Genomic DNA, 20,068 nt, shown 5'->3' on the forward strand with positions numbered 1-20,068 from the left:
AAACACCGCCGGGCCTTCCTCCCGGCGGTGTTTTTTTTAGGGGCAGAGGCCGCGATAGCGAAAAACCGCCCCCTGATATCGAATATCACGCCCACCCGCCCTATGTCAGAACGTGAGGCAACACAGGACGAACAACATGCGTAAACTTACTTCTGCTATTCTGGCGGTTGGTCTGGCCGTATCGGCCCCCCTCGCGGCGGCGGCGCAGCAACTGTCGCTGAACGAGATCTCGGGCTATCTGAACCAGCTTCGCACCGCCAAGGGCGACTTTACCCAGATCAACGACGATGGGTCGATCAGCTCGGGCACGATCTATATCAAACGCCCCGGTAAGGTACGTTTCGAATATAACGCCCCCGATTCCGGTCTGGTCGTCGCGGGTGCCAATACGGTTGTGATCTATGACAAGAAATCCAACCAACCGGCAGAGACTTACCCGTTGGCGCGCACCCCGCTGTCGATCATCTTGGCGGAAAACGTCAATCTGGGCCGCGCCAAAATGGTGACGGGTCACAGCTATGACGGCACCGCCACTACGGTCACGGCCCAAGACCCCGCCAACCCGCAATATGGCAACATCCAGATGAAGTTCACCGGCAACCCGGTGCAGCTGCGTCAGTGGATCATCAACGACGGCAATGGCAGCGCCACGACCGTTGTGCTGGGTGACATGCAGGTGGGGGGCAATATCTCCAACAGCCTGTTTGACACCGCAGGCGCACGGGCAGGCAGCAAACGCTAAGCGGCCCTGCTGAACAAAAAAAACGCCCCGGCTGATCCAGCCGGGGCGTTTTGCATTGGATTAGATCGTTTTTACCAGCGGCCCAAACGGCAGCCGGCGATCTGTCTTTCATACAGTTTGGCGCGGGAATCGACCTTGCCCGCGACCCCGACCAGCCAAGCCTTGCTGTTGTAGCTCTGCCGGGAAAAACCCGTGTGCCCCTCGTGATAGGCGAGGTATTGGTTCCGGGCGTCGTGCAGGGAAATGCCGTTCCGGTCGCGCGTCAGGTTCATGTACCAGCCCATGAAATCGCTCGCGTCGCGGATCTCATCGCGCTTCGCACGCCAGCGGCCTTCGGATTCCAGATATTCATCCCATGTCGCGTCCAAGGCCTGTGAATAGCCAAAGGCGCTAGACTGGCGGCCCATCGGGATCACGCCCAGCACGTATTTGAACGGCGTCCGCGCGTCGGCCACGAATTTGCTTTCTTGATGGATGGTGGCCATCTGCACGTGGATCGGTACACCCCATTTGCGCTCGGTCGCGCGGAATGCCCTCAGATAGTCGGGGTGCTCTTTCAGGATCGTGCAGGCGTTATCCAGATCACGCGGGGCCGTTTGAGGTCCGCCGCCGCAGGATGCCACCAGCAGTACGATCATCATTGCGCAAAAATGCTTGCTCATCTGCCTCTCGCCTCTCGTTTTTTGTTAGGGGACGTTTTTTCAAAGGACTTTAACCGATTCACCCCCTTCATCACATCACTAAATTGGGAAATTACGCGCCGCGTTGCGCGATATTGCGCTGACCGCGCAGCCCTGCGCAGGCGGTATTCCGCGAAATTCCGACAAACCTGTTGATCGCCCGCGCAACGTGCTGCCGGAAACCCACTGTCGGTGCTGCGTTCACAGTCTGTTTCCCCGCGCAGCGCCGCCTTGATTGGACAAAAGCCCCTTGAAAGGGCTACCGTCGAGGGGTAGGGGCAGCATGTTATGATACGTACGCGCGCAAAATATCACCTCGGGCAAATCGTCCGTCACAAGAAGCATCCCTTTCGGGGTGTGATTTTTGACGTCGACCCGGAATTCGCCAATACCGAAGAATGGTATGAGGCGATTCCCGAAGAGAACCGTCCGGTGAAAGACCAGCCGTTCTATCATCTCTTGGCCGAGAATGATCAGAGCTACTATGTGGCCTATGTGTCCGAGCAGAACCTCGTGGCTGATTATTCGGGGGAGCCTGTGGACCACCCCGATATCCCCGATCTTTTCGGCCCCTTCACCGACGGTGCCTATCCGCTGCATTTCCAGATGAACTGAGCCCGGCGGGCCGTTGCCAGCCCGCCAGACGTTTCATCAATACCCCAAGGCACAGCCGTCCTTACGCGGGTCGCTCGCGCCTTCCAGCACGCCATCTTCGCGGATGCGGATCGCCTGTGCGCCGCCGATTGCCGTTTCAGGCACCTCAACCTTATGGCCCAGATCGCTCAAGGTTTGGCGGACCTCGTCGCCAAAGCCGCGTTCGACCTTCATCACTTGCCCATCGGCAAAGGCGCGCGGCGCGTCGATGGCGCTTTGAACGTCCATGCCGAAATCGGTGAGGTTCGAGGCAAAGCGCGCGTGGCCGCAGGGCTGATAGGCGCCGCCCATCACGCCAAAGGGCATGGTCACGCGACCGTTTTCGCGGATCATGCCGGGGATGATCGTATGCATCGGGCGTTTGCCGCCTTTCAGCTCATTCGGATGGCCTTGTTCCAGCGTAAAGCCCGCGCCACGGTTTTGCAGCAAGATGCCGAACTTGTCCGACGCGATGCCAGAGCCGAAGCCATGGAAGATCGAATAGATCAGCGAGACCGACATCCCGTCCCCATCCACCACGGTGATATAGATCGTGTCTTTGTGCACCGCCTCGCTGATCGGCGCGGCGGCGGCCATGGCGTGTTTGGGATCGATCAGCGCTGCTAGGGCGCGGGCGGTCTCAGGCGCTAACATATGCTCCAACCGCGTGGTGTGATCCGGGTCCGCCAGAAACCGGTTGCGCGCGTCATAGGCAAGCTTGGTGGCCTCGGCCTCGATGTGAAGACGTTCGGCTCCCAGTGGGTCCATTCCGGCGATGTCGAAGTGATCTAGGATATTCATCAGCAGCAGGGCGGTCGCCCCTTGGCCATTGGGCGGATGTTCGACCACTTCGAGGTCTTTGTAGTGGCCCGACACGGGCGTCGAGACCTCGGCGCGGGCGCTGGCGAAATCCTCGGCGCTATGGCTGCCACCTGCGGCTTGCAGGGTGGCGATCATGTCTTCGGCGATCTCTCCGGTGTAGAAGGCATCGCGCCCTTTCGCGGCCACGCGGCGCAGCACTTCGGCCTGTCCCGGCGCGCGGAAAATATCACCGACGCGGGGCGTTTTGCCGTTGATGAGGAAGTGGTCCCGCGCGCGCCCCTGAAGGGTGCCGCCGTCCGTGGCCCAATCAAAAGCCACGCGCGGGGCGATGGGTACCCCGGCGTCGGCATAGTGGATCGCAGGGGCCAGCAACGCGTCCAGCCCCAGCTTGCCGAGGCTGTCTGACAGGTGGCAAAAGGCATCTATGGCGGTGGGAATGGTCACCGCATCGGCGGAGCGCAGCGGCACCGTCTTCTCGCCCTTTTCGCGCAGCTTGGCGGCGTCCAGCGCCGCGGGTGCACGGCCTGAGCCGTTGAGCGCATGGACTTCTTCGCTCCCTGCCGGAGAGTAGAGCACGAAGCAATCGCCGCCGATCCCGGTCATCTGTGGCTCGCAAATGCCCAGCAGGACCGCCCCGGCAATGGCCGCGTCCATGGCGTTGCCCCCACGCGCAAGGATATCGACCGCCGCCCGCGCGGCGAGCGGGTGCGACGTGGCGCAGATGCCATTGGTGGCCAAGACCGGTGACCGGCCGGGAAAGTGAAAATCGCGCATGTGCTGTCCCTCGCTGATATATCAGCGTGACCCTAGACGGTCATTTCGGTTCTGCCAATGCGGGGAAAGATCCTCGGCACCGCGTACTGGGTGGGGGCTATTAAACACGGTGCCGAGGGAAGCTATTTGCAGCTACAGGCACTCTTTTGCCCTACAACAAAGGCGCAATTGTGATCCGAGCGGGGCCGTTTTGCGAAATCTGCTTGCTCCACTGCCGCAGGGGTTAACGCGGCGGCAACCCGACCGGGAGCCGCAGGTCGATCCGGTTCTCTTGGGCCAAACGGCGATAGCTCAGGTCTTTTGCCAGATCGCGGATCAGAAACCAGCCAAAGCCCCCTTCGGGAAGATCGCAGACGGGGCGGTCGATCTCCTGCGGCAGGCCCAAGGGCGCTTGCAGATCGGGCATCGGCAGCCCCTCGTCCGACACGGCAAGGTGCAGGCCATCGGGCGCATGATGACAGGCAATATGGATGGGGCCGGGAAGGTCGGCATCCGAATAGGCATGTTCGACGATATTGTTGAGCATTTCGGCGACGACCAATCGCACCACGCAGACCTCTTCGGCCTCAAGCGCAAGGCAGGTGAGCCCGTCCAGCAAGAGCGTCAGTGCCTCCCGCGCGGCGTGGGGGCCGCTGTGAACGGTGATCTCAAACGGGCAAAGCGCAGAGCGCGCGGCGGGCTGCCGCATGGCGCTATCCCCGGTGCGCGCTGAGGGCGGCGTCCAGCGTGTGAAAAATGCCAAAGACCGTATCCATCCGGGTAAGGGTAAAGACCTTTTCCACCGCCGGAGTTAGCCCGGCCAGCACCAAGGCCCTCTGCGGTGCCAAGTGTTTCATTGCCGCCACGATCGCGCCCAGCCCGCTGGAATCGATGAAGTTGACCCGGTGGAGGTCTAGGATCACCACCGATGGCGCTTGGGTCGTGGCGCGGCGCACCGCGTCCTTGAACTCCAGCGCGGCGGCGGCGTCGATCCGTTCGTGCAGCACGCTGACCACGCAAAAGCGGTCTTCTGTTTTGGCGGAAACTTCCATAAACATGCCTCGAGACTTTGAAGTTCGAGACGTGATTAACCGTAAAACCTTACCAACTGGTGTGCGGTGCAACTCTAGGAGAACGTGATGCGCAATGTCGTGATAACCGGTGCAGCCAGAACCCCGATGGGCGGTTTTCAAGGGGCTTTCCAAGGGCTGACGGCCGCGGAATTGGGCGGCAGTGCGATCAAGGCGGCGTTGGGAACGACGGACCCCGCCGAGGTGCAGGAGCTGCTGATGGGCTGCGTTTTGCCCGCAGGGCAGGGCCAAGCGCCCGCGCGTCAGGCCGGGTTCAAGGCCGGGCTGGGCGAAGAAGTGCCCGCCACTACGCTCAACAAAATGTGCGGCTCTGGCATGAAAGCGGCGATGATGGCCTTTGACCAGATCGCGCTTGGCCATACCGATGTGATGGTCGCGGGCGGCATGGAGAGCATGACCAACGCGCCCTATGTGCTGCCGAAAATGCGCGGCGGCGCGCGGTTGGGCCATGGGCAGGTGATCGACCATATGTTCCTTGATGGCTTGGAAGACGCCTATGACAAAGGCCGCCTGATGGGCACCTTTGCCGAAGATTGCGCCGAGCGGTTTCAGTTTACCCGTGAGACGCAGGACAACTATGCACTCGCGTCGCTGTCGCGGGCGATTGAAGCCCAAGAGAGCGGTGCCTTTGCCGATGAAATCGCCCCGGTTGAGGTGACATCGCGCAAGGGCAGCACCACGGTCGGCGCGGATGAGCAGCCTGCCAGCGCCCGGCCCGAGAAGATCCCTCAGTTGAAACCGGCCTTCCGTGAGGGGGGTACGGTGACGGCGGCGAATTCCTCGTCGATCTCAGACGGGGCGGCGGCGCTGTTGCTGGCGGATGAGGAGACTGCCAAGACCCGCGGCCAGACCATCCGCGCTCGGATCGTCGGCCATGCCAGCCACGCCCAAGCGCCGGGGCTTTTCACCACCGCACCCGTGCCCGCAGCGCAGAAACTGCTGGAGCGGATCGGCTGGAAGAAAGAAGACGTGGACCTGTGGGAGGTCAATGAAGCCTTCGCCGTGGTGCCGCTGGCCTTCATGCATGAGATGGACCTGTCGCATGACATCGTGAACGTCAACGGCGGCGCCTGTGCGCTTGGCCACCCCATCGGTGCCTCGGGGGCGCGGATCATGGTGACCCTGTTGAACGCGCTGGAGAAACGCGGGTTGAAGCGCGGTATCGCGGCGATCTGCATCGGCGGCGGCGAAGGCACGGCCATCGCGATTGAACGCCCCTGATCCCACGGCTTTTTGACGTATCCGAAAGGGGGGCATGCTGCCTCCCTTTCTCTATCTGCAATATGAGTTTTTCCATGACAGTCGACTACCAAACCCTATCGAAAACCATTGCCGCTTTGACGGAGGGCGAAGACGATGCCGTGGCGCTGATGGCCACCATCGCCTGCGAGGTACATCACGCAGATGACCGGTTCGACTGGACCGGGTTCTACCGTGTCACCGCGCCTGAGTTGCTTAAGATCGGGCCCTATCAAGGCGGACACGGCTGTTTGGTGATCCCGTTTTCGCGCGGGGTCTGCGGGGCTGCGGCCCGCACGGGCGAAGTGCAATTGGTGGAAGATGTCGATGCCTTCCCGGGGCATATCGCCTGCGCCTCGTCGACGCGGTCGGAATTGGTGCTGCCGGTCTGGAACGGCGCGGGGGACTTGCTGGGGGTCTTTGACATCGACAGCGACCAGCCCAATGCATTCACCCAAGCGGATGCCGATGCATTGGCCGCGATCCTCAAAGACAGTTTTGCCGCGGTCGCCTGACGGCCACGCGCCGCTTGATCCGCGGGGCGGCATCTGCGAGGGGGAGCCATGGATAGCGAATATAACCCGCCGCAGGACCCGCTGGTCATTCTGCACGAAGACGCCGAAGTTTTGCTGGTCGATAAACCTTCTGGTTTGCTGAGCGTGCCCGGCAAAGGCGAGCATCTGGCCGATTGCCTGATCGCGCGGGTGCAGGCGGTCTTTCCCGAGGCGTTGCTGGTGCATCGGTTGGATCGGGACACCTCGGGCGTGATGATCTTTGCGATGACGGCCCATGCACAGCGCCATCTTGGGCTGCAGTTTGAAAAGCGCATGACGCGAAAAACCTATGTTGCCCGGGTCTGGGGGGTGCCGGAAGAGAAGTCCGGCACGGTCGATCTGCCGCTGATCGTTGATTGGCCCAATCGTCCGCTACAGATGGTGTGCCATGAGACCGGCAAGCCCGCGCAGACCGACTGGAAGAGGATCAAGTCCGATGGCGAGACCGCGCGCATGCGCCTGTTCCCCAAAACAGGACGCAGCCACCAGCTGCGCGTGCATATGCTGGCGCTTGGGCATCCTATTCTGGGCGATCCGTTCTATGCCACCGGGCCTGCGCGAGATTTTCCGCGGTTGATGCTGCACAGTGAAGAGTTGCGGTTTAACCATCCGCAGGGCGGGGCATCGACCAAGGTCCGGGCGAAGGCGCCGTTCTGAAGGGCGCTTCGTGCCCAGCCTTTCGATGTGAGGCGGGCGCGGGATCGGTATTTAAGAAAGGATGAAGGGGAAGGGGCCGTGGCGCTGCGGTGAAGTTTTGCTTTGTGGCAATCGGGGGGTGAAAATGGCGGGGTTTGCGATTACCTCTAGCCTATCTGTTCACAGATTGACCCGGAGGATATCATGGGCTTGCGTATCAACGACACTATTCCCGACCTTACCGTCGAAACCGATCAGGGCAGTTTTTCGCTGCATGAGTTTGTCGGTGACAGCTGGGCGATCCTGTTCTCGCATCCGAAGGATTTCACCCCCGTTTGCACGACCGAATTCGGCGCCGTGGCGCGGCTCTCCGATGAGTGGGAAAAGCGCGGCACCAAGGTGATCGGCGTCAGCGTTGACGGGGTTGAAGAGCATAAAAAGTGGAAGGGCGATATTGAGAAGGTTGCGGGCACAAAGGCCGGTTTCCCGATTATCGCTGACGCAGGGCTGGAGGTGTCGAAGGCTTTTGATATGCTGCCTGCCGAAGCCTATATGCCTGATGGGCGCACGCCGAATGACAGCGCCACTGTGCGGTCGGTCTTTATCATTGGGCCGGATAAGCAGTTAAAGCTGAGCATGACCTACCCGATGAACGTGGGCCGCAACTTTGCCGAGGTTCTGCGGGCGCTGGATGGGTTGCAGACTGCTGGTAAGAATGGCGTGGCCACGCCTGCGGATTGGCAGGTGGGCGAGGATGTGATCATTCCCGCGACCGTGTCAGACGAGGACGCCAAGGCGAAGTTCGGGGCGTTCGATACTGTGTTGCCCTATCTGCGTAAGGCCAAGCTGCCGGGTTGATGCGCTGTTAGCGATGGCCCAGCTTATGCGCGAAGGCCATCGCTTTTTCATGCAGCAAGCGGCGCTGTTTGCGCAGACCATAGAGCGGCGACCGGCGGAACTGACCTCGGTTTCCGCCTGAACGGGCGGAAATGTCACTGTCGAACCGGCCAGCGGTCACGAGGCTTTGGGCGGTTGCCAGCCCCATGTCGGAACGTGTGAGGACTTGTCTTAACATGTTGTCTGCGGGGCAGAAAATTGGCTCGGAGGCGGCAAGGAAAGCATTGGCTCCGGCGCGGTTCCAGATCAGCGCATGGGCGAGCATGGGGAAATAGTGGGCGCGGAGCACCTCAATGCCTGCGACCTGGGCCATGGGGCTGGTGATTTTCAAGCGCGTTGCGCCCAAGTTGACGCAGTGCCAATCGTCGCGGGCGCGGAGCCATTCTATCAGTTGCGGCACGGCGGTTTTGAACTCAGGCTGCAGGGCGATATCATCTTCGAAAACGAAGCCGATCTCATCGCCGCTTTCTAGGAAGGCTGTGGCGGCGCGTTGGTGGGAGACGAAGCATCCGACCTCACCTTGGGTCATCGAGCGGCCCATGAACCGACGGGCTTTGCTATCATCATAGAGCGCGAACTGCGCAAGGTCGATTTCTCGCCCGTCAAATGCGTCGACGCGGATCGGGTCGATTTGCGCCCCGTCCAGTTCGGCCTTCGCGCTGTCCAGCCGCTGGGGGGAGGCGGCGAGATTGATGACGAATCCTTTGGGGCGCTGCGGCATGGATTTGACCTCATCCCTGTCGGCCCAGAGGGGCTGCGACAGGTTCTTACGGGTTAAACTTTGGGGGTGGGCCGCCCGCGCAGCCAGTTCTTGAATCGTTTGAAGGCGGAGGGCGGTTTGTGGGCGACGCTGACAAACCCGATGTGCTGGCAAGCGCCGGGTTTCAGGAAAGCGGTGAATTTACCCTGTTTGCGCAATTGGCGCGAGATGTGGCTTTCGCGTTTGAAACCGCTGAAGCCGCCGACCTCTTTCCAAAGGGAAAGCGGGGCCAGATGCGGATTAAAGGTATAGCCGTACCATTTAGGGCTGAGCGCATCCATCCGCGCATAGAGGATGCCGGCGCATTCTTCGGTGACGATCTGGGCGCGGGCCGCGTCTTCGATGAAGAAGTTATCGGTGTCGCGGAAACAGACCGAGGAAACATCGGGATGTGCCTCTAGCAGGCGCAGGGCGTCATCTAAAAAATCGTGGCGGGCGAATTCCCAGTCGTCTTCCATGTGAAAGACATAAGGCGTGCGCACCTTGGCATACATGGCGTCAACGGCGGGGTGGTGTCCGACCTGTTTGCCAAGATCAATGCGTGTGCCGTGGGGGCAGAGACGGTCGAAGACCGCACTTGTTTCGGCATCGCCAAAGTCGTTGATGCCAATGATGGGGAGCTTACGCAGTTCCGGGCCGAGGCTTTCGAGCGTTTGTTGCAGGACATCGGGGCGCAGCCCCATGGTGATGCAAATCGTGACCAGATTCTCTGCGCTCATGTCTTGTACTGCCCTGCGGGAAAAACTGCGGACCCCGGTGAGGGTCCGCAGCAGGTTCTAATCAACCTTCTGCCGGTTCTTTCTTCTCGGCAGCGACTTCTTCACCAGTCTCCTGATCGACAACTTTCATCGACAGGCGCACCTTGCCGCGATCGTCAAAGCCCAGCAGCTTCACTTTCACTTCCTGACCTTCCTTCAGAACGTCCGAAGGGTGGTTCAGGCGGCGGTTTTCGATCTGGGACACGTGGACCAGACCGTCGCGCTTGCCAAAGAAGTTCACGAAGGCGCCGAAATCGACGATCTTCACGACGGTGCCGGTGTAAACCGCGCCTTCTTCGGGCTCTGCCACGATCGAATAGATCATGTCATAGGCCTTTTTGATGGCTTCGCCGTTGGGGCTTGCGATCTTGATGATGCCTTCGTCGTTGATGTCGACCTTGGCACCAGAGACTTCGACGATCTCGCGGATCACCTTGCCGCCGGACCCGATCACTTCACGGATCTTGTCGGTGGGGATCTGCATGGTCTCGATGCGTGGTGCGTGCACGGAGAAGTCCGCCGCGCCGGAGATCGCTTTGTTCATCTCGCCAAGGATGTGGATACGGCCTTCTTTGGCCTGAGCCAGAGCTTTTTCCATGATCTCGGGCGTGATGCCTGCAACCTTGATGTCCATCTGCAGCGACGTGATGCCCGCTTCGGTCCCGGCCACTTTGAAGTCCATGTCGCCGAGGTGATCTTCGTCACCCAGGATGTCCGACAGGATCGCGTAGGAGCCGTCATCTTCGAGGATCAGACCCATCGCCACACCGGCCACAGCCGATTTCAGCGGCACGCCTGCGTCCATCATCGAGAGCGAGCCACCGCAGACCGATGCCATCGACGAGGAGCCGTTGGATTCGGTGATCTCGGACACGAGACGGATGGTGTAGGGGAAGTCTGTCGCTGCGGGCAGAACCGCCTGCAGAGCACGCCAAGCGAGCTTACCGTGGCCAACTTCACGACGGCCGGGAGGGCCCACGCGACCAACTTCACCAACCGAGTAGGGGGGGAAGTTATAGTGCAGCAGGAAGTTCGATTTGAAGTTGCCGTGCAGCGCGTCGATGAATTGCTCATCGTCGCCGGTACCCAGTGTGGTCACGACGAGGCCTTGCGTTTCACCACGGGTGAACAGTGCCGAGCCGTGGGTCCGCGGCAGGATGCCGGTTTCTGCCACGATATCGCGGATTTCGTCGGTGCGACGACCGTCGATACGCTTGCCGGTTTTCACCACGTCGCCGCGCAGGATGCTGGCCTCAAGGCCCTTCATCGCGGAGCCGAGGTTCTTGTCCTCAAGCTGCTCTTCGGTGAGCTTGCCTTTGATCGTCTCGCGGGCGGCGGCAACAGCGGCGGTGCGCTCTTGCTTATCGGCGATGGCGAATGCAGCGCGCATTTCGTCTTCGCCAGCGGCTTTAACGGCAGCTGACAGCTCAGAGTAATCGTCGGGCTGGAAGTCAAACGGCTCTTTCGCGGCGTCTTCGGCCAGATCGATGATCAGGTCGATGACCGGCTGGATCTGGTCGTGGGCGAATTTCACCGCACCCAGCATTTCCTCTTCCGACAGTTCATAGGCTTCGGATTCGACCATCATCACGGCGTCTTTGGTGCCGGCGACAACCAGATCGAGGCGCTGCTCAGGGTTCAGGCGCAGGTCCTGCATGTCGTCGATTGTTGGGTTCAGGATGTAATCGCCATCCTCATAGCCCACGCGGCAGCCAGCGATCGGGCCACGGAACGGCGCGCCGGAGATCGTCAGCGCGGCGGAAGCGGCGATCATCGCGACCATATCGGGGTCGTTGACCAGATCGTGGCTCAGCACGGTGCACATCACCAGAACTTCGTTTTTGAAGCCGGGGACAAAGAGCGGGCGGATCGGACGGTCGATCAGACGCGCGGTCAGTGTTTCTTTCTCGGTGGGGCGGGCCTCACGCTTGAAGAAGCCACCCGGTACTTTACCGGCGGCATAGTATTTTTCTTGGTAGTGCACGGTCAGGGGGAAGAAATCCTGGCCCGGCTTTTGCTGACGTGCATACGTCACGTTGGCCATAACGCTGGTTTCCCCCAGCGTGGCAATCACCGACCCGTCCGCCTGACGGGCAACCTTACCGGTTTCCAGTGTGAGCGTCTCTTCGCCCCACTGGATCGATTTTTTCGTTACATTAAACATCTACGTTTCCTTTTTGGCCCATTGGCCATTGCATAGGGGCCGTATTGCCCCTGACTCCGGTATCTTCTTTTTCAGGCGCAGGAGTCCGCGCGCCGGATTTCAGATTGCGCGGACATACAGGTTTTCAAGGCAAATGGGAAGCGTTCTATCGTGGCAGAGCTATAAGCGGCGGGTTCTTTCCGCTGCGCTATCGTGCAGGCTGCGCGTACAAAAAAACCTCCCGGCGCGGGCCGGGAGGTTTTATCAGTTCTGTCACCGGGTAACCCGGTGGCGTGCGCTTAGCGGCGCAGGCCCAGACGCTTGATGAGGTCCTGATAACGGGACTCATCTTTGGCCTTAACGTAATCCAGCAGCTTGCGGCGCGTCGCGACCATTTTCAAAAGACCACGGCGGCCGTGGTTGTCTTTTTTGTGGGTCTTGAAGTGCTCGGTCAGCGTGACGATGCGCGAGGTCAGAATGGCAACCTGTACTTCGGGCGAACCGGTGTCGCCTTCTTTGGTGCCGAAATCTTTCATGACTTTTGCTTTTTCTTCAGCAGTAATCGACATCGGGGTCTCCTTTCGAAAAGAGTTTAAATGGATGGCGCAGGCCGGGATGTCGTCCAGCTCAGGCCCATGGAGATATCACCCGCTGACGGAATCAGCAGGCGATGGGGGCGTATAGGAGGAATTCGCGCCTTTGGCAAAGGGTGATTTATGCGCCGATAGCGCGCCGTGTCACGCCGCAAGGCCAAGGTCAAAGGCCGCAGACAGCGGGATCAGCGCGATATCGTCCGTCGTGACGCTGTCGCCCACCACCCGCGCGACGATGATATCGTCCAGCAGGACAAGTGTTTGTCCCGCGTCTTCGGGGTCGGGCAGGATGGACAGCGGCGGCTCTGCCCCGTTGGCGCTGCTGTCGTCCCACACAAAAAGCAGCGAATCGTCATCGGCGTGATAATCCATGATTTGCGCCGCTCCGCCTTGGCCGATCCAGTCCCCCAAGGCGATTTGATCCGTGCCCTCGCCGGATGTCACCACGTCCCCGGCGCCCGCAACGATCAGGTCATCCCCGCCGCCGCCGTTAAGGTAATCGCGGCTTTGCAGGTCATCCGCTCCGGTCAGCGTATCATCGCCCCAGCCGCCAAAAAGCGTATCATCGCCCCAGCCGCCAAAAAGCGTATCTTCGCCCGCGCCGCCGCGCAGCGCATCATCGCCAAGCCCGCCTTGCAGCGCGTCATTTCCGGCTTCGCCATTCAGCAGGTCATCCCCCGCGGAGCCTTGCAGCGCATCATTGCCTGCGCCGCCAAAGAGGAAGTCATCGCCATTATGGCCAAAGACGCTGTCGTTCCCCGCGCCGCCAAAAAGGTCATCATCCCCGTCGTTGCCATGCAGATTGTCGCCGCCATCGCCGCCGCGCAGCGTATCATTACCGTCGTGGCCGTGCAGGTCATCAGCGCCGCCACCGCCCTGCAACAGATCATTCCCGCCGTAGCCGCCAAGCTGATCATCGCCCGTGCCGCCCTGCACCGTCTCGCTGTCATCGCTGCCTGAAAGGATATCTCCGACCGTGCCGGGACCGCCGTGGGGGATATCTCCCTCCGGCATCTCCTCCTCAGGTGGGGTTTCGATTTCTACGAGAGTGACAGCGCCGACCGCCATCAGACCCATTACACCAGCCAGCCACAACATGCGCAGTTCCACCCGTTCATTGCTTGATGCCCCACACATCATCCCGCCCTTAAAAGGGCATGCTGTGGCCGTAAAATCAAAGGAATAGCGGGGAAGTGGTTAACGAATGCCTGCCAGCGCGCGACGCTAGGGCTGCCACAAAACCGGCTCTTGTGTGTAGGGCAGGTAGAGGGGGTGGCGCGGATGTCCGGCCTTGGAGAGACCAAGATGGTAGAGCGGTTTGGCCCCCGCCGCCAGCTGTGCGGCAACGCTAATACCCCGGTCCAGATGGGCACCATGCACGCCCCAAGCGGCGATGATGAGGTCGGCCCAATCTGCTCCGTCGATCAGCGTGGCGTCGTTGTCGGGGCCGATCGGATCGGGGGCGGCCCGCATGTCGCGCGGATCGGTGGCGCGGAAGGCAAAGATATTGGTCACCCGGAAACCGCCGAAGCCCAGCACCCGCGCCCGACGCTCGCAACGCTCGACGGTGGGGTCGTTCTGCACCTCCGTCGCGGTGGAGGGATTCAGCATGACAAACATCACCCGCGGCGCAGCGCTGTCCCAGATCCGCGTGAGGCTGTAGCGATACTGCTCACAGGGGGAATAGACAGCGGTCGAGGGCGCATCGCCCTTGGTATGGCTGCGGGTGATCAGGGCCATTCAGCCCTCGTTCGTGTCCGGGGATAGGTTGAACACCCGGCTGGGGTGCAATTCGCCCGCCTTGAAGCGGCCCACGGCGACGGGCTGGCCATCGAGCGAGGCCCAGCATTCATCGCCGTATTCCACGTCATGAGCGATTACCATGCCGGGGTTGCCATTGCGCAGACGGGTGGCGCCTTCGGGCGTGGCTTTGACCTCGGGCAACTCCGCCAGCCCTTCGGCGAGCGGCAACAGATGCGTGTCCAGTTCCGGTGTGCGGGCGATTTCGTCGATCTGTGCCAGCGTCAAGGCATTTGCCGCCTCAAACGGGCCGGACCACGTGCGGCGCAACTCGCGGACGTGACCCAAGCAACCGAGTTTCTGCCCCAAATCGCGCGCGATGGAGCGGACATAGCCGCCTTTGCCGCAGACCATTTCAAGCGTAACGTGATCGGCGTCGGGCCGGTCGAGCAGCAGCAGGCTTTCCACCCAAAGCGGGCGGGCGGCGATCTCCATCTCTTCGCCATCGCGGGCGCGTTTATAGGCGCGCTGGCCGTCGATCTTCACGGCAGAGAACTGCGGCGGCACCTGCTGGATGTCCCCGATGAAGTCGCTCAGCGCGTCCTTGATGGCTGCATCGTCGGGGCGCAGATCAGAGGTGCCGATGACCTCGCCTTCGGCATCGTCGGTGTTGGTGGCAATGCCAAGACGCACGGTGAACTCATAGGCTTTCAGCGCGTCGGTGATATAGGGCACGGTCTTGGTCGCTTCGCCCAAGGCAATGGCCAGAACACCGGTCGCTTCGGGGTCAAGCGTGCCTGCGTGGCCCGCCTTCTTGGCCTCCAGCGCCCAGCGGACCTTGTTGACCACGGCGGTCGATGTCGGCCCGGCGGGTTTGTCCACTACCAGCCAACCTGAAATATCGCGACCCTTGCGTTTGCGTGCCATGTCTTGCCCCTTCGCCTTTGTGGTGCTGCCCTCTAACGGAGCCATGCCGCGCTGCCCAGCCCCCAAGCGGGGAAAAGGTCACTTTGCAGGCGTGACAATGCCGACGATCGGCCCCAGCGTGGTGAACCCCGCCCCGGTGCGGCGCAATCCCGGCGCGCGCAGGCGCGAGATATTGCCGTCGAAATACAGTGCGTTAGGCAGGTCCAGTTCATCCCGATAGAGTCGGGCAAACTCATGAAAGGTTACCACGTCATTGGAAATCGCAAAGACCGCACGTTTGCCATCGGTGCTGGTGCCAACCCCATTGCGGATATAGCGCGAGGTGCTGTCGGGCAAAAACCGCGGATGCAAAGCGCCATCGATTACCAGCATCGGGCCGGATTGCGTGGCAAAGCGGCAAGCGGGCCTGTTCCTAAGATAGCGCTTGGTCTCAATCACATCGGCGCGGCCATCGCGTAGGCAGAAGACGCCATTGGGCAGCAGGCCAAAGTTGCCGGGCCCCGCGCTGTCGATCACGCCGCGCGCCTCGACACCCTCTTCGACGTAATGCCCGACCGGAGAGCGATCCTCGTGGTACATGCCCGCGTTCATGGCAAAGCCCAGCCGCAAGCCCTGCGCCTTCAATGCCTCATCAAGCGAGCCGAAGAACCCATAGGGCGCGCCTGCGTCATCGTTGAGAAAGAGCCGCAGATCGTCACGCTCCAGATCGACCTCGCAAACGGTGTAGGAGCTGCCGTCGAACGTGATGTTGCGGCATTCAGCAGCGTCCGAAGGCGTGCCTTTCAGCGCGATCAGCGCCATTGCGATCAGACCGGCGCGGATCACTGATCCGGCGCGCTGTCTGCAGCGTCATCGTCTGGCGCGTCCGCATCGCGGCGCACCACATCTTGGTTCAACATCCGGCGCGTGTCGTCCATCCGGTCGAATGTCCGGTCCAATTGAAAGCGCAGATCAGGAGAGAACTTGAGCGTGAGTTTCTTAGCCACCTGTCGGCGCAATTCGTTCTTATTGCGCGCCAGCAGCTTGAGCACCTCATCCTGACCTTCACCACCCAGTGGCAGCACATAGGCCGTTGCGATCTTGAGATCAGGAGAGATGCGCACCTCGCCCACGGTGATCGACAGCCGGTTGAGATCGGTGTCATGCACGTCCCCACGTGCGAGAACATCAGACAAGGCGCGGCGGACGGTTTCGCCCACGCGGAGTTGTCGTTGCGACGGGCCTGCGCCCTCATGAAACTTGTTCTTTGCCATGAACCCCATCTAAGGCTTCGGTTGCACTTTGCCAAGCGCTCGCCGACGGGCTAAACCAGCCGAGCCATTCATGCCCCCGAACCGCAGGAGTTACCTCATGACACAGACCCCCGGCATCGCCGTTACAGGCGCCTCTGGCCGCATGGGCCAAATGTTGATCCGTGAGATCACCGCCAGGGACAAGATGCATCTGGCCGCAGCGGTAGAGCGGACGGGTCATGATTGGGTTGGCCGCGATGTGGGAGAGGCGATGGGCGGTGCGGCGCTGGGCGTCACCGTGACCGATGATGCCGCTGCGGCCTTTGCCAAGGTGCAGGCCGTGATCGACTTCACCGCGCCCCAAGCCACGATCGCCTTTGCCGCTGCGGCTGCGAAGGCCGGGATCGTGCATGTCATCGGCACCACCGGGATGACCGATGAGGAAATCGCGCAGCTTGCCCCAGCCGCCGAACAGGGGGCCATCATCATCCGTGCGGGCAATATGAGCCTTGGCGTGAACCTGCTGACACAGCTCACCCGTCAGGTCGCGGCTGCACTGGACGTGGATTACGACATTGAGATCATCGAATCGCACCACAACCAGAAAGTCGATGCCCCCTCTGGCACGGCTCTGATGCTGGGCGAAGCCGCCGCCGAAGGGCGCGGCGTAAAGCTGGCTGATGTGGCAGACCGGGGCCGCGATGGGATCACCGGCGTGCGACAGCAGGGCGACATCGGTTTCACCGCGATCCGGGGCGGTGACATCGTGGGGGAGCATGACGTAATGTTCGCCGCCGCCGGGGAGCGGATCATCCTGCGCCACATCGCGTCTGACCGCGCGCTTTTCGCGCGCGGCGCGCTGAAGGCCGCGCTTTGGGGGCAGGGGCAGGGGCCGGGCGAATATGACATGCTTGATGTGCTGGGCCTGAAACGCTGAACCAGATGCAGATTATCTGAAACTTTACCTCTTTTGCTTACGTGAATGCCAAAGGCAATTCACCAAGGGAGGTTTCGATGAGGATTACCTTTGCACTCGCCGCGACTGCGGTGCTGGCGCTAAGCGGCCTGCCCGCGGCGGCGGAGTATGCCCGTATTCAGAGCAAATCAGACTTTGTCGCGGCGGTGAATGGCAAAAGGCTGACCCGTCCGCTCGTTAATCTGCAGGTGACCCCCGGCGGGGCCATCGCTGGCAAGGGGGCCGCTTGGCAGATCACCGGCAGTTGGTCGTGGAAAGGCGGCTATTTCTGCCGCACGCTGGTCTGGGGCGGCAAGGATTTGGGCTATAATTGCCAGGTCGTCATGCGCGATGGCGCGAAAATCCGCTTCACCTCTGACAAGGGTGCGGGCGAGTCGGCGGTGCTGACCCTGCGCTAAGGCCGCTTAGAAATCGACGGCGATGCCTTTTTTCTCCCAATCGCCATAGCGCACCGGCTCTGGCCCATCGCGCCCTCCCAGTTCAGCGGGCAGGTCCAGCGCGGCTGCGGCCTTGCGGCGCGCGGCGGCCTCGGCCAGCGCGCGCTGTGCGGCGGCTGGTAGATCGGGGCCGGGCTGCGGCGTCGGGTCATGCGGCGTGTCGGGGATCGGCTTTGGCCCCGGTTTGGGTTGCGGTGGCAGGTCCGGCGCGGGGCTGGGCGTTGGGTCAGGGCCGGGTTTGCTGTCGGGAATGGGGCGTTGATCGGGCATCATGGTCCTCTTGAGCCAAGTTCTCCCTTGATATACGTCGCGCGCTGGCCCAGACAACCCGGCAACCCCTTAAGCGAGACCCAGATAGGACATGACCATGGCAGACACAGGCGTTCAGGCCCGCAGAAGCGCGGTATATCTGCTGGATCAGATTTTGGGCGAAGAGCCGCGGCTGATGTCCGAGCTTCTGGCCTCGGGTGCGCTGGACAAGCTGCCCCCCGATGACCGCGCCCGTGCCCAACGTCTGGCGCAAGACACGCTGCGCGGGTTGGAACGTGCCGACAGGCTGTTGCAAAAACACCTGCAAAAGGCCCCCCCGCTGACCGTGCGCAACGTGCTGCGCGTCGGCACGATTGAGCTGTGTCAGGGCGGCGCGGCGCATGGGGTCGTGAACACGATGGTCAATCTTGTGTCGCAGCATCGCACGCTGAGCCATCTCAAGGGGCTGACCAACGCCGTGCTGCGCAAGATCGCCGCACAGGGGCCTGAGGCTTGGGACGCTCTGCGTGCGCCGCGCCTGCCGAAATGGCTGCGCGGCCCGCTGGCCGAAGCTTGGGGCACCGACGCCATCGCTAAGATGGAAGAGGCGCATTTTGCGGGCGCACCGCTGGATCTGACCGCCAAGGGGGATCCCGCAGCCTTGGCCGAGGCCGTGGGCGGCGCGCTGTTGCCGACAGGGTCCGTTCGGGTGACGGGGGCCGGGCAGGTCTCCACCATGCCGGGATTTGCCGAAGGTGACTGGTGGGTGCAGGATGCCGCCGCCGCGATCCCGGTGCGGGTGCTGGCCCCGACGGAAGGCGAAATCGTGCTCGACCTCTGCGCCGCGCCGGGGGGCAAGACCATGCAGCTTGCCGCTGCGGGGGCTGTCGTGACCGCCGTTGACCAGTCGCATCCACGGATGCAGCGGGTGAAGGAAAACCTTGCCCGCGTGGGACTCAAGGCCAAGACGCTCACTAAGGACGCCCGTGCCGTAGAGGGCGCGTTCGACGCGATCCTGCTTGACGCGCCCTGTTCCGCCACCGGCACCATCCGTCGCCACCCCGATCTGCCCCATGCCAAGGATGGCTCGGAATTCGGGGACCTGATTGAACTGCAATCCGAGTTGATCGACCACGCATGGACTCTGCTGAAACCCGGCGGGCGGCTGGTGTTCTGTACCTGTAGCCTGCTGCCCGACGAGGGCGAAGTGCAGGTCGACGAAGCCTTAGAACGGCATGGTGACATGACGGTCGACCGCGGCGCGCTGGACCTGCCGGGGGTCGAGGCTGAGTGGGTCACCGAAGAGGGCGGGTTGCGTCTGCGTCCTGACTTTTGGGCCGATAAGGGCGGGATGGACGGGTTCTATATCGCGTGCCTGCGGAAGGGCTGACCCTCACGCCCCATCGGGTGGGGAGGGCACGGCGAGATATGCTGATTTCGGTATCTCGACCAAGCCGCGCAGGCCCAGCGTCGCGGCATCCTCGGGCGTAAGCCCTGCGATGGCATCGCGGACCGCCGCACATGTGGCTTCGCGATCGGTATCTGCCGCCGCGATATAGGGCAGGCCGGGCGTCGGCGTCGTGGTTTCCAGCACCCGCAAGCCACCCGCGAAAGCGTCATACCGCTGGATCAGCCGCCACGACACCTCGTCCAGCGCCGCAATATCCGCCCGCCCCTCGGCCACGGTTTTGGCAGAGTTCCGGTGCCCGTGGCTTTGACTGCGATCTGCAAACCAGAAACCCTTTGCGCTGCAATGCGCATAGGCGGCGGCGTAGCCTGACTGCGAAAACGACTGGTTGTAGGTGAACCGCGCCGCGCGAAAGTCGGAAATTGTTTCACGGGGATCATTGGCGCGGACCACGAAGACGCTGTGGTAATAGCCCGGCGGGCAGCCCTCGACGGCAAAGTCAGGTGTCCCGATCAGCGCAACTTGGTCGTGCAGCCACAGGCGGTAGGGCATCCCGCAGGTTTGCGAAAGGGTCAGGTCGCGGGCTTTCCAGACCGCGAATTCCTCTCGCGCATTGTCCAACCCTTCCGGGGCCACAACGCCCCGCGCACGCAGCCCATCGCGGATCAGCGCCCAGTAGCGGGCCGTGGCCGCGGCGGTTTCTGGCCGCAGGTACATCATCAGGCTGGCGATCATCGGTGCGCTCCGGTTGCGGTGCCCTTGTTTAGGCGGCACCCCTGCGGGCTGGCAACCGTCCGT

General features: G+C 62.0%; 24 protein-coding genes. 9 read left to right on the top strand and 15 right to left on the bottom strand.

Features of this window, described 5'->3' with window-relative positions; all coding sequences use genetic code 11:
- Positions 1-136 precede the first annotated feature (136 nt).
- Positions 137-742: an outer membrane lipoprotein carrier protein LolA gene (locus K3758_RS02000; protein ID WP_259947221.1), complete on the top strand. Its 606-nt coding sequence runs from the start codon at positions 137-139 to the stop codon at positions 740-742.
- Positions 743-813: 71 nt separating this feature from the next.
- Here K3758_RS02000 and K3758_RS02005 read toward each other — a convergent pair whose 3' ends face one another.
- Positions 814-1,404 carry a lytic transglycosylase gene (locus K3758_RS02005; protein WP_067936426.1) on the bottom strand — a complete coding sequence of 197 codons (591 nt, stop codon included), beginning with the start codon at positions 1,402-1,404 and terminating at the stop codon, positions 814-816.
- 306 nt (positions 1,405-1,710) lie between these two features.
- Between K3758_RS02005 and hspQ the strand changes: the two genes are divergently transcribed.
- Positions 1,711-2,037 carry a heat shock protein HspQ gene (hspQ, locus tag K3758_RS02010; protein ID WP_067261750.1) on the top strand — a complete coding sequence of 109 codons (327 nt, stop codon included), beginning with the start codon at positions 1,711-1,713 and terminating at the stop codon, positions 2,035-2,037.
- A gap of 36 nt (positions 2,038-2,073) precedes the next feature.
- Here hspQ and K3758_RS02015 read toward each other — a convergent pair whose 3' ends face one another.
- The 3 genes from K3758_RS02015 to K3758_RS02025 form a co-directional block, all read right to left on the bottom strand.
- Entirely contained in the window at positions 2,074-3,651 is a 1,578-nt protein-coding gene (locus K3758_RS02015) for a gamma-glutamyltransferase family protein (RefSeq protein ID WP_259947222.1), read from the bottom strand.
- A gap of 223 nt (positions 3,652-3,874) precedes the next feature.
- Positions 3,875-4,339, bottom strand: coding sequence for an ATP-binding protein (locus K3758_RS02020; RefSeq protein ID WP_067631267.1), 465 nt, complete (start codon positions 4,337-4,339; stop codon positions 3,875-3,877).
- Between the two features lie 4 nt (positions 4,340-4,343).
- Complete coding sequence (locus tag K3758_RS02025; RefSeq protein ID WP_120352124.1) at positions 4,344-4,682, bottom strand: STAS domain-containing protein; 339 nt, start codon at positions 4,680-4,682, stop codon at positions 4,344-4,346.
- Between the two features lie 87 nt (positions 4,683-4,769).
- Between K3758_RS02025 and K3758_RS02030 the strand changes: the two genes are divergently transcribed.
- From K3758_RS02030 to K3758_RS02045, 4 genes are all read left to right on the top strand, one after another.
- Complete coding sequence (locus K3758_RS02030; protein WP_259947223.1) at positions 4,770-5,942, top strand: acetyl-CoA C-acyltransferase; 1,173 nt, start codon at positions 4,770-4,772, stop codon at positions 5,940-5,942.
- A 74-nt stretch (positions 5,943-6,016) separates the two neighbouring features.
- Positions 6,017-6,475: a GAF domain-containing protein gene (locus tag K3758_RS02035; RefSeq protein WP_259947224.1), complete on the top strand. Its 459-nt coding sequence runs from the start codon at positions 6,017-6,019 to the stop codon at positions 6,473-6,475.
- A gap of 48 nt (positions 6,476-6,523) precedes the next feature.
- Positions 6,524-7,171: a pseudouridine synthase gene (locus K3758_RS02040; RefSeq protein WP_259947225.1), complete on the top strand. Its 648-nt coding sequence runs from the start codon at positions 6,524-6,526 to the stop codon at positions 7,169-7,171.
- 183 nt (positions 7,172-7,354) lie between these two features.
- Positions 7,355-8,008 (top strand): peroxiredoxin, encoded by a 654-nt coding sequence (locus K3758_RS02045; RefSeq protein WP_259947226.1) that lies wholly within the window; start codon positions 7,355-7,357, stop codon positions 8,006-8,008.
- Between the two features lie 7 nt (positions 8,009-8,015).
- Here the strand turns inward: K3758_RS02045 and K3758_RS02050 are convergent, their stop codons facing one another.
- The 9 genes from K3758_RS02050 to rbfA all read right to left on the bottom strand — a co-directional run bounded on the left by K3758_RS02050 (position 8,016) and on the right by rbfA (position 16,221).
- On the bottom strand, positions 8,016-8,768 hold the full coding sequence (locus tag K3758_RS02050) for a glycosyltransferase family 25 protein (RefSeq protein WP_259947227.1): 753 nt from the start codon (positions 8,766-8,768) through the stop codon (positions 8,016-8,018).
- 53 nt (positions 8,769-8,821) lie between these two features.
- Complete coding sequence (locus K3758_RS02055; protein ID WP_259947228.1) at positions 8,822-9,526, bottom strand: glycosyltransferase; 705 nt, start codon at positions 9,524-9,526, stop codon at positions 8,822-8,824.
- Between the two features lie 61 nt (positions 9,527-9,587).
- Positions 9,588-11,729, bottom strand: a complete 2,142-nt coding sequence (gene pnp / locus K3758_RS02060; protein ID WP_259947230.1) for a polyribonucleotide nucleotidyltransferase — start codon at positions 11,727-11,729, stop codon at positions 9,588-9,590.
- 278 nt (positions 11,730-12,007) lie between these two features.
- The gene (gene rpsO, locus K3758_RS02065) at positions 12,008-12,277 is read right to left on the bottom strand and encodes a 30S ribosomal protein S15 (RefSeq protein WP_067624299.1); all 270 of its coding nucleotides are present in this window, start codon (positions 12,275-12,277) and stop codon (positions 12,008-12,010) included.
- 168 nt (positions 12,278-12,445) lie between these two features.
- On the bottom strand, positions 12,446-13,438 hold the full coding sequence (locus K3758_RS02070; protein ID WP_259947235.1) for a calcium-binding protein: 993 nt from the start codon (positions 13,436-13,438) through the stop codon (positions 12,446-12,448).
- Positions 13,439-13,525: 87 nt separating this feature from the next.
- On the bottom strand, positions 13,526-14,035 hold the full coding sequence (locus K3758_RS02075; protein ID WP_259949954.1) for a DUF1643 domain-containing protein: 510 nt from the start codon (positions 14,033-14,035) through the stop codon (positions 13,526-13,528).
- A gap of 6 nt (positions 14,036-14,041) precedes the next feature.
- Complete coding sequence (truB, locus tag K3758_RS02080) at positions 14,042-14,968, bottom strand: tRNA pseudouridine(55) synthase TruB (protein ID WP_067626952.1); 927 nt, start codon at positions 14,966-14,968, stop codon at positions 14,042-14,044.
- A gap of 78 nt (positions 14,969-15,046) precedes the next feature.
- Positions 15,047-15,793 carry a phosphodiester glycosidase family protein gene (locus tag K3758_RS02085; protein WP_259947237.1) on the bottom strand — a complete coding sequence of 249 codons (747 nt, stop codon included), beginning with the start codon at positions 15,791-15,793 and terminating at the stop codon, positions 15,047-15,049.
- The gene (gene rbfA / locus K3758_RS02090) at positions 15,790-16,221 is read right to left on the bottom strand and encodes a 30S ribosome-binding factor RbfA (protein WP_067626238.1); all 432 of its coding nucleotides are present in this window, start codon (positions 16,219-16,221) and stop codon (positions 15,790-15,792) included. Before rbfA ends, K3758_RS02085 begins: the two co-directional genes overlap by 4 nt.
- A gap of 97 nt (positions 16,222-16,318) precedes the next feature.
- Between rbfA and dapB the strand changes: the two genes are divergently transcribed.
- Together dapB and K3758_RS02100 are read left to right on the top strand one after the other, a co-directional pair.
- Positions 16,319-17,137 (top strand): 4-hydroxy-tetrahydrodipicolinate reductase, encoded by an 819-nt coding sequence (dapB, locus tag K3758_RS02095; protein ID WP_259947239.1) that lies wholly within the window; start codon positions 16,319-16,321, stop codon positions 17,135-17,137.
- 77 nt (positions 17,138-17,214) lie between these two features.
- Positions 17,215-17,574 carry a dihydrodipicolinate reductase gene (locus K3758_RS02100; RefSeq protein WP_259947241.1) on the top strand — a complete coding sequence of 120 codons (360 nt, stop codon included), beginning with the start codon at positions 17,215-17,217 and terminating at the stop codon, positions 17,572-17,574.
- A gap of 6 nt (positions 17,575-17,580) precedes the next feature.
- Here K3758_RS02100 and K3758_RS02105 read toward each other — a convergent pair whose 3' ends face one another.
- A complete protein-coding gene (locus K3758_RS02105) occupies positions 17,581-17,781 on the bottom strand; it encodes a DUF1674 domain-containing protein (RefSeq protein ID WP_201722073.1) in 201 nt (66 codons plus the stop codon).
- A gap of 199 nt (positions 17,782-17,980) precedes the next feature.
- On the opposite strand from K3758_RS02105, the gene K3758_RS02110 reads away from it, so the two are divergent.
- Positions 17,981-19,252 (top strand): RsmB/NOP family class I SAM-dependent RNA methyltransferase, encoded by a 1,272-nt coding sequence (locus K3758_RS02110; RefSeq protein WP_259947243.1) that lies wholly within the window; start codon positions 17,981-17,983, stop codon positions 19,250-19,252.
- 3 nt (positions 19,253-19,255) lie between these two features.
- Here the strand turns inward: K3758_RS02110 and K3758_RS02115 are convergent, their stop codons facing one another.
- A complete protein-coding gene (locus K3758_RS02115; RefSeq protein WP_259947244.1) occupies positions 19,256-20,005 on the bottom strand; it encodes a phosphate/phosphite/phosphonate ABC transporter substrate-binding protein in 750 nt (249 codons plus the stop codon).
- Between the last annotated feature and the right edge of the window lie 63 nt (positions 20,006-20,068).

Origin of the sequence: Sulfitobacter sp. W002, from assembly GCF_025142135.1 — a bacterium.
In the GTDB taxonomy this organism is placed as follows: domain Bacteria; phylum Pseudomonadota; class Alphaproteobacteria; order Rhodobacterales; family Rhodobacteraceae; genus Sulfitobacter; species Sulfitobacter profundi.

What these genes read in the sequence shown, in the direction of transcription:
- K3758_RS02000 (WP_259947221.1), top strand. Translation starts at nt 137, where the DNA reads ATGCGTAAACTTACTTCTGCTATTCTGGCGGTTGGTCTGGCCGTATCG.
- K3758_RS02005 (WP_067936426.1), bottom strand. Translation starts at nt 1,404, where the DNA reads ATGAGCAAGCATTTTTGCGCAATGATGATCGTACTGCTGGTGGCATCC.
- hspQ (WP_067261750.1), top strand. Translation starts at nt 1,711, where the DNA reads ATGATACGTACGCGCGCAAAATATCACCTCGGGCAAATCGTCCGTCAC.
- K3758_RS02015 (WP_259947222.1), bottom strand. Translation starts at nt 3,651, where the DNA reads ATGCGCGATTTTCACTTTCCCGGCCGGTCACCGGTCTTGGCCACCAAT.
- K3758_RS02020 (WP_067631267.1), bottom strand. Translation starts at nt 4,339, where the DNA reads ATGCGGCAGCCCGCCGCGCGCTCTGCGCTTTGCCCGTTTGAGATCACC.
- K3758_RS02025 (WP_120352124.1), bottom strand. Translation starts at nt 4,682, where the DNA reads ATGGAAGTTTCCGCCAAAACAGAAGACCGCTTTTGCGTGGTCAGCGTG.
- K3758_RS02030 (WP_259947223.1), top strand. Translation starts at nt 4,770, where the DNA reads ATGCGCAATGTCGTGATAACCGGTGCAGCCAGAACCCCGATGGGCGGT.
- K3758_RS02035 (WP_259947224.1), top strand. Translation starts at nt 6,017, where the DNA reads ATGACAGTCGACTACCAAACCCTATCGAAAACCATTGCCGCTTTGACG.
- K3758_RS02040 (WP_259947225.1), top strand. Translation starts at nt 6,524, where the DNA reads ATGGATAGCGAATATAACCCGCCGCAGGACCCGCTGGTCATTCTGCAC.
- K3758_RS02045 (WP_259947226.1), top strand. Translation starts at nt 7,355, where the DNA reads ATGGGCTTGCGTATCAACGACACTATTCCCGACCTTACCGTCGAAACC.
- K3758_RS02050 (WP_259947227.1), bottom strand. Translation starts at nt 8,768, where the DNA reads ATGCCGCAGCGCCCCAAAGGATTCGTCATCAATCTCGCCGCCTCCCCC.
- K3758_RS02055 (WP_259947228.1), bottom strand. Translation starts at nt 9,526, where the DNA reads ATGAGCGCAGAGAATCTGGTCACGATTTGCATCACCATGGGGCTGCGC.
- pnp (WP_259947230.1), bottom strand. Translation starts at nt 11,729, where the DNA reads ATGTTTAATGTAACGAAAAAATCGATCCAGTGGGGCGAAGAGACGCTC.
- rpsO (WP_067624299.1), bottom strand. Translation starts at nt 12,277, where the DNA reads ATGTCGATTACTGCTGAAGAAAAAGCAAAAGTCATGAAAGATTTCGGC.
- K3758_RS02070 (WP_259947235.1), bottom strand. Translation starts at nt 13,438, where the DNA reads ATGTGTGGGGCATCAAGCAATGAACGGGTGGAACTGCGCATGTTGTGG.
- truB (WP_067626952.1), bottom strand. Translation starts at nt 14,968, where the DNA reads ATGGCACGCAAACGCAAGGGTCGCGATATTTCAGGTTGGCTGGTAGTG.
- rbfA (WP_067626238.1), bottom strand. Translation starts at nt 16,221, where the DNA reads ATGGCAAAGAACAAGTTTCATGAGGGCGCAGGCCCGTCGCAACGACAA.
- dapB (WP_259947239.1), top strand. Translation starts at nt 16,319, where the DNA reads ATGACACAGACCCCCGGCATCGCCGTTACAGGCGCCTCTGGCCGCATG.
- K3758_RS02100 (WP_259947241.1), top strand. Translation starts at nt 17,215, where the DNA reads ATGAGGATTACCTTTGCACTCGCCGCGACTGCGGTGCTGGCGCTAAGC.
- K3758_RS02110 (WP_259947243.1), top strand. Translation starts at nt 17,981, where the DNA reads ATGGCAGACACAGGCGTTCAGGCCCGCAGAAGCGCGGTATATCTGCTG.
- K3758_RS02115 (WP_259947244.1), bottom strand. Translation starts at nt 20,005, where the DNA reads ATGATCGCCAGCCTGATGATGTACCTGCGGCCAGAAACCGCCGCGGCC.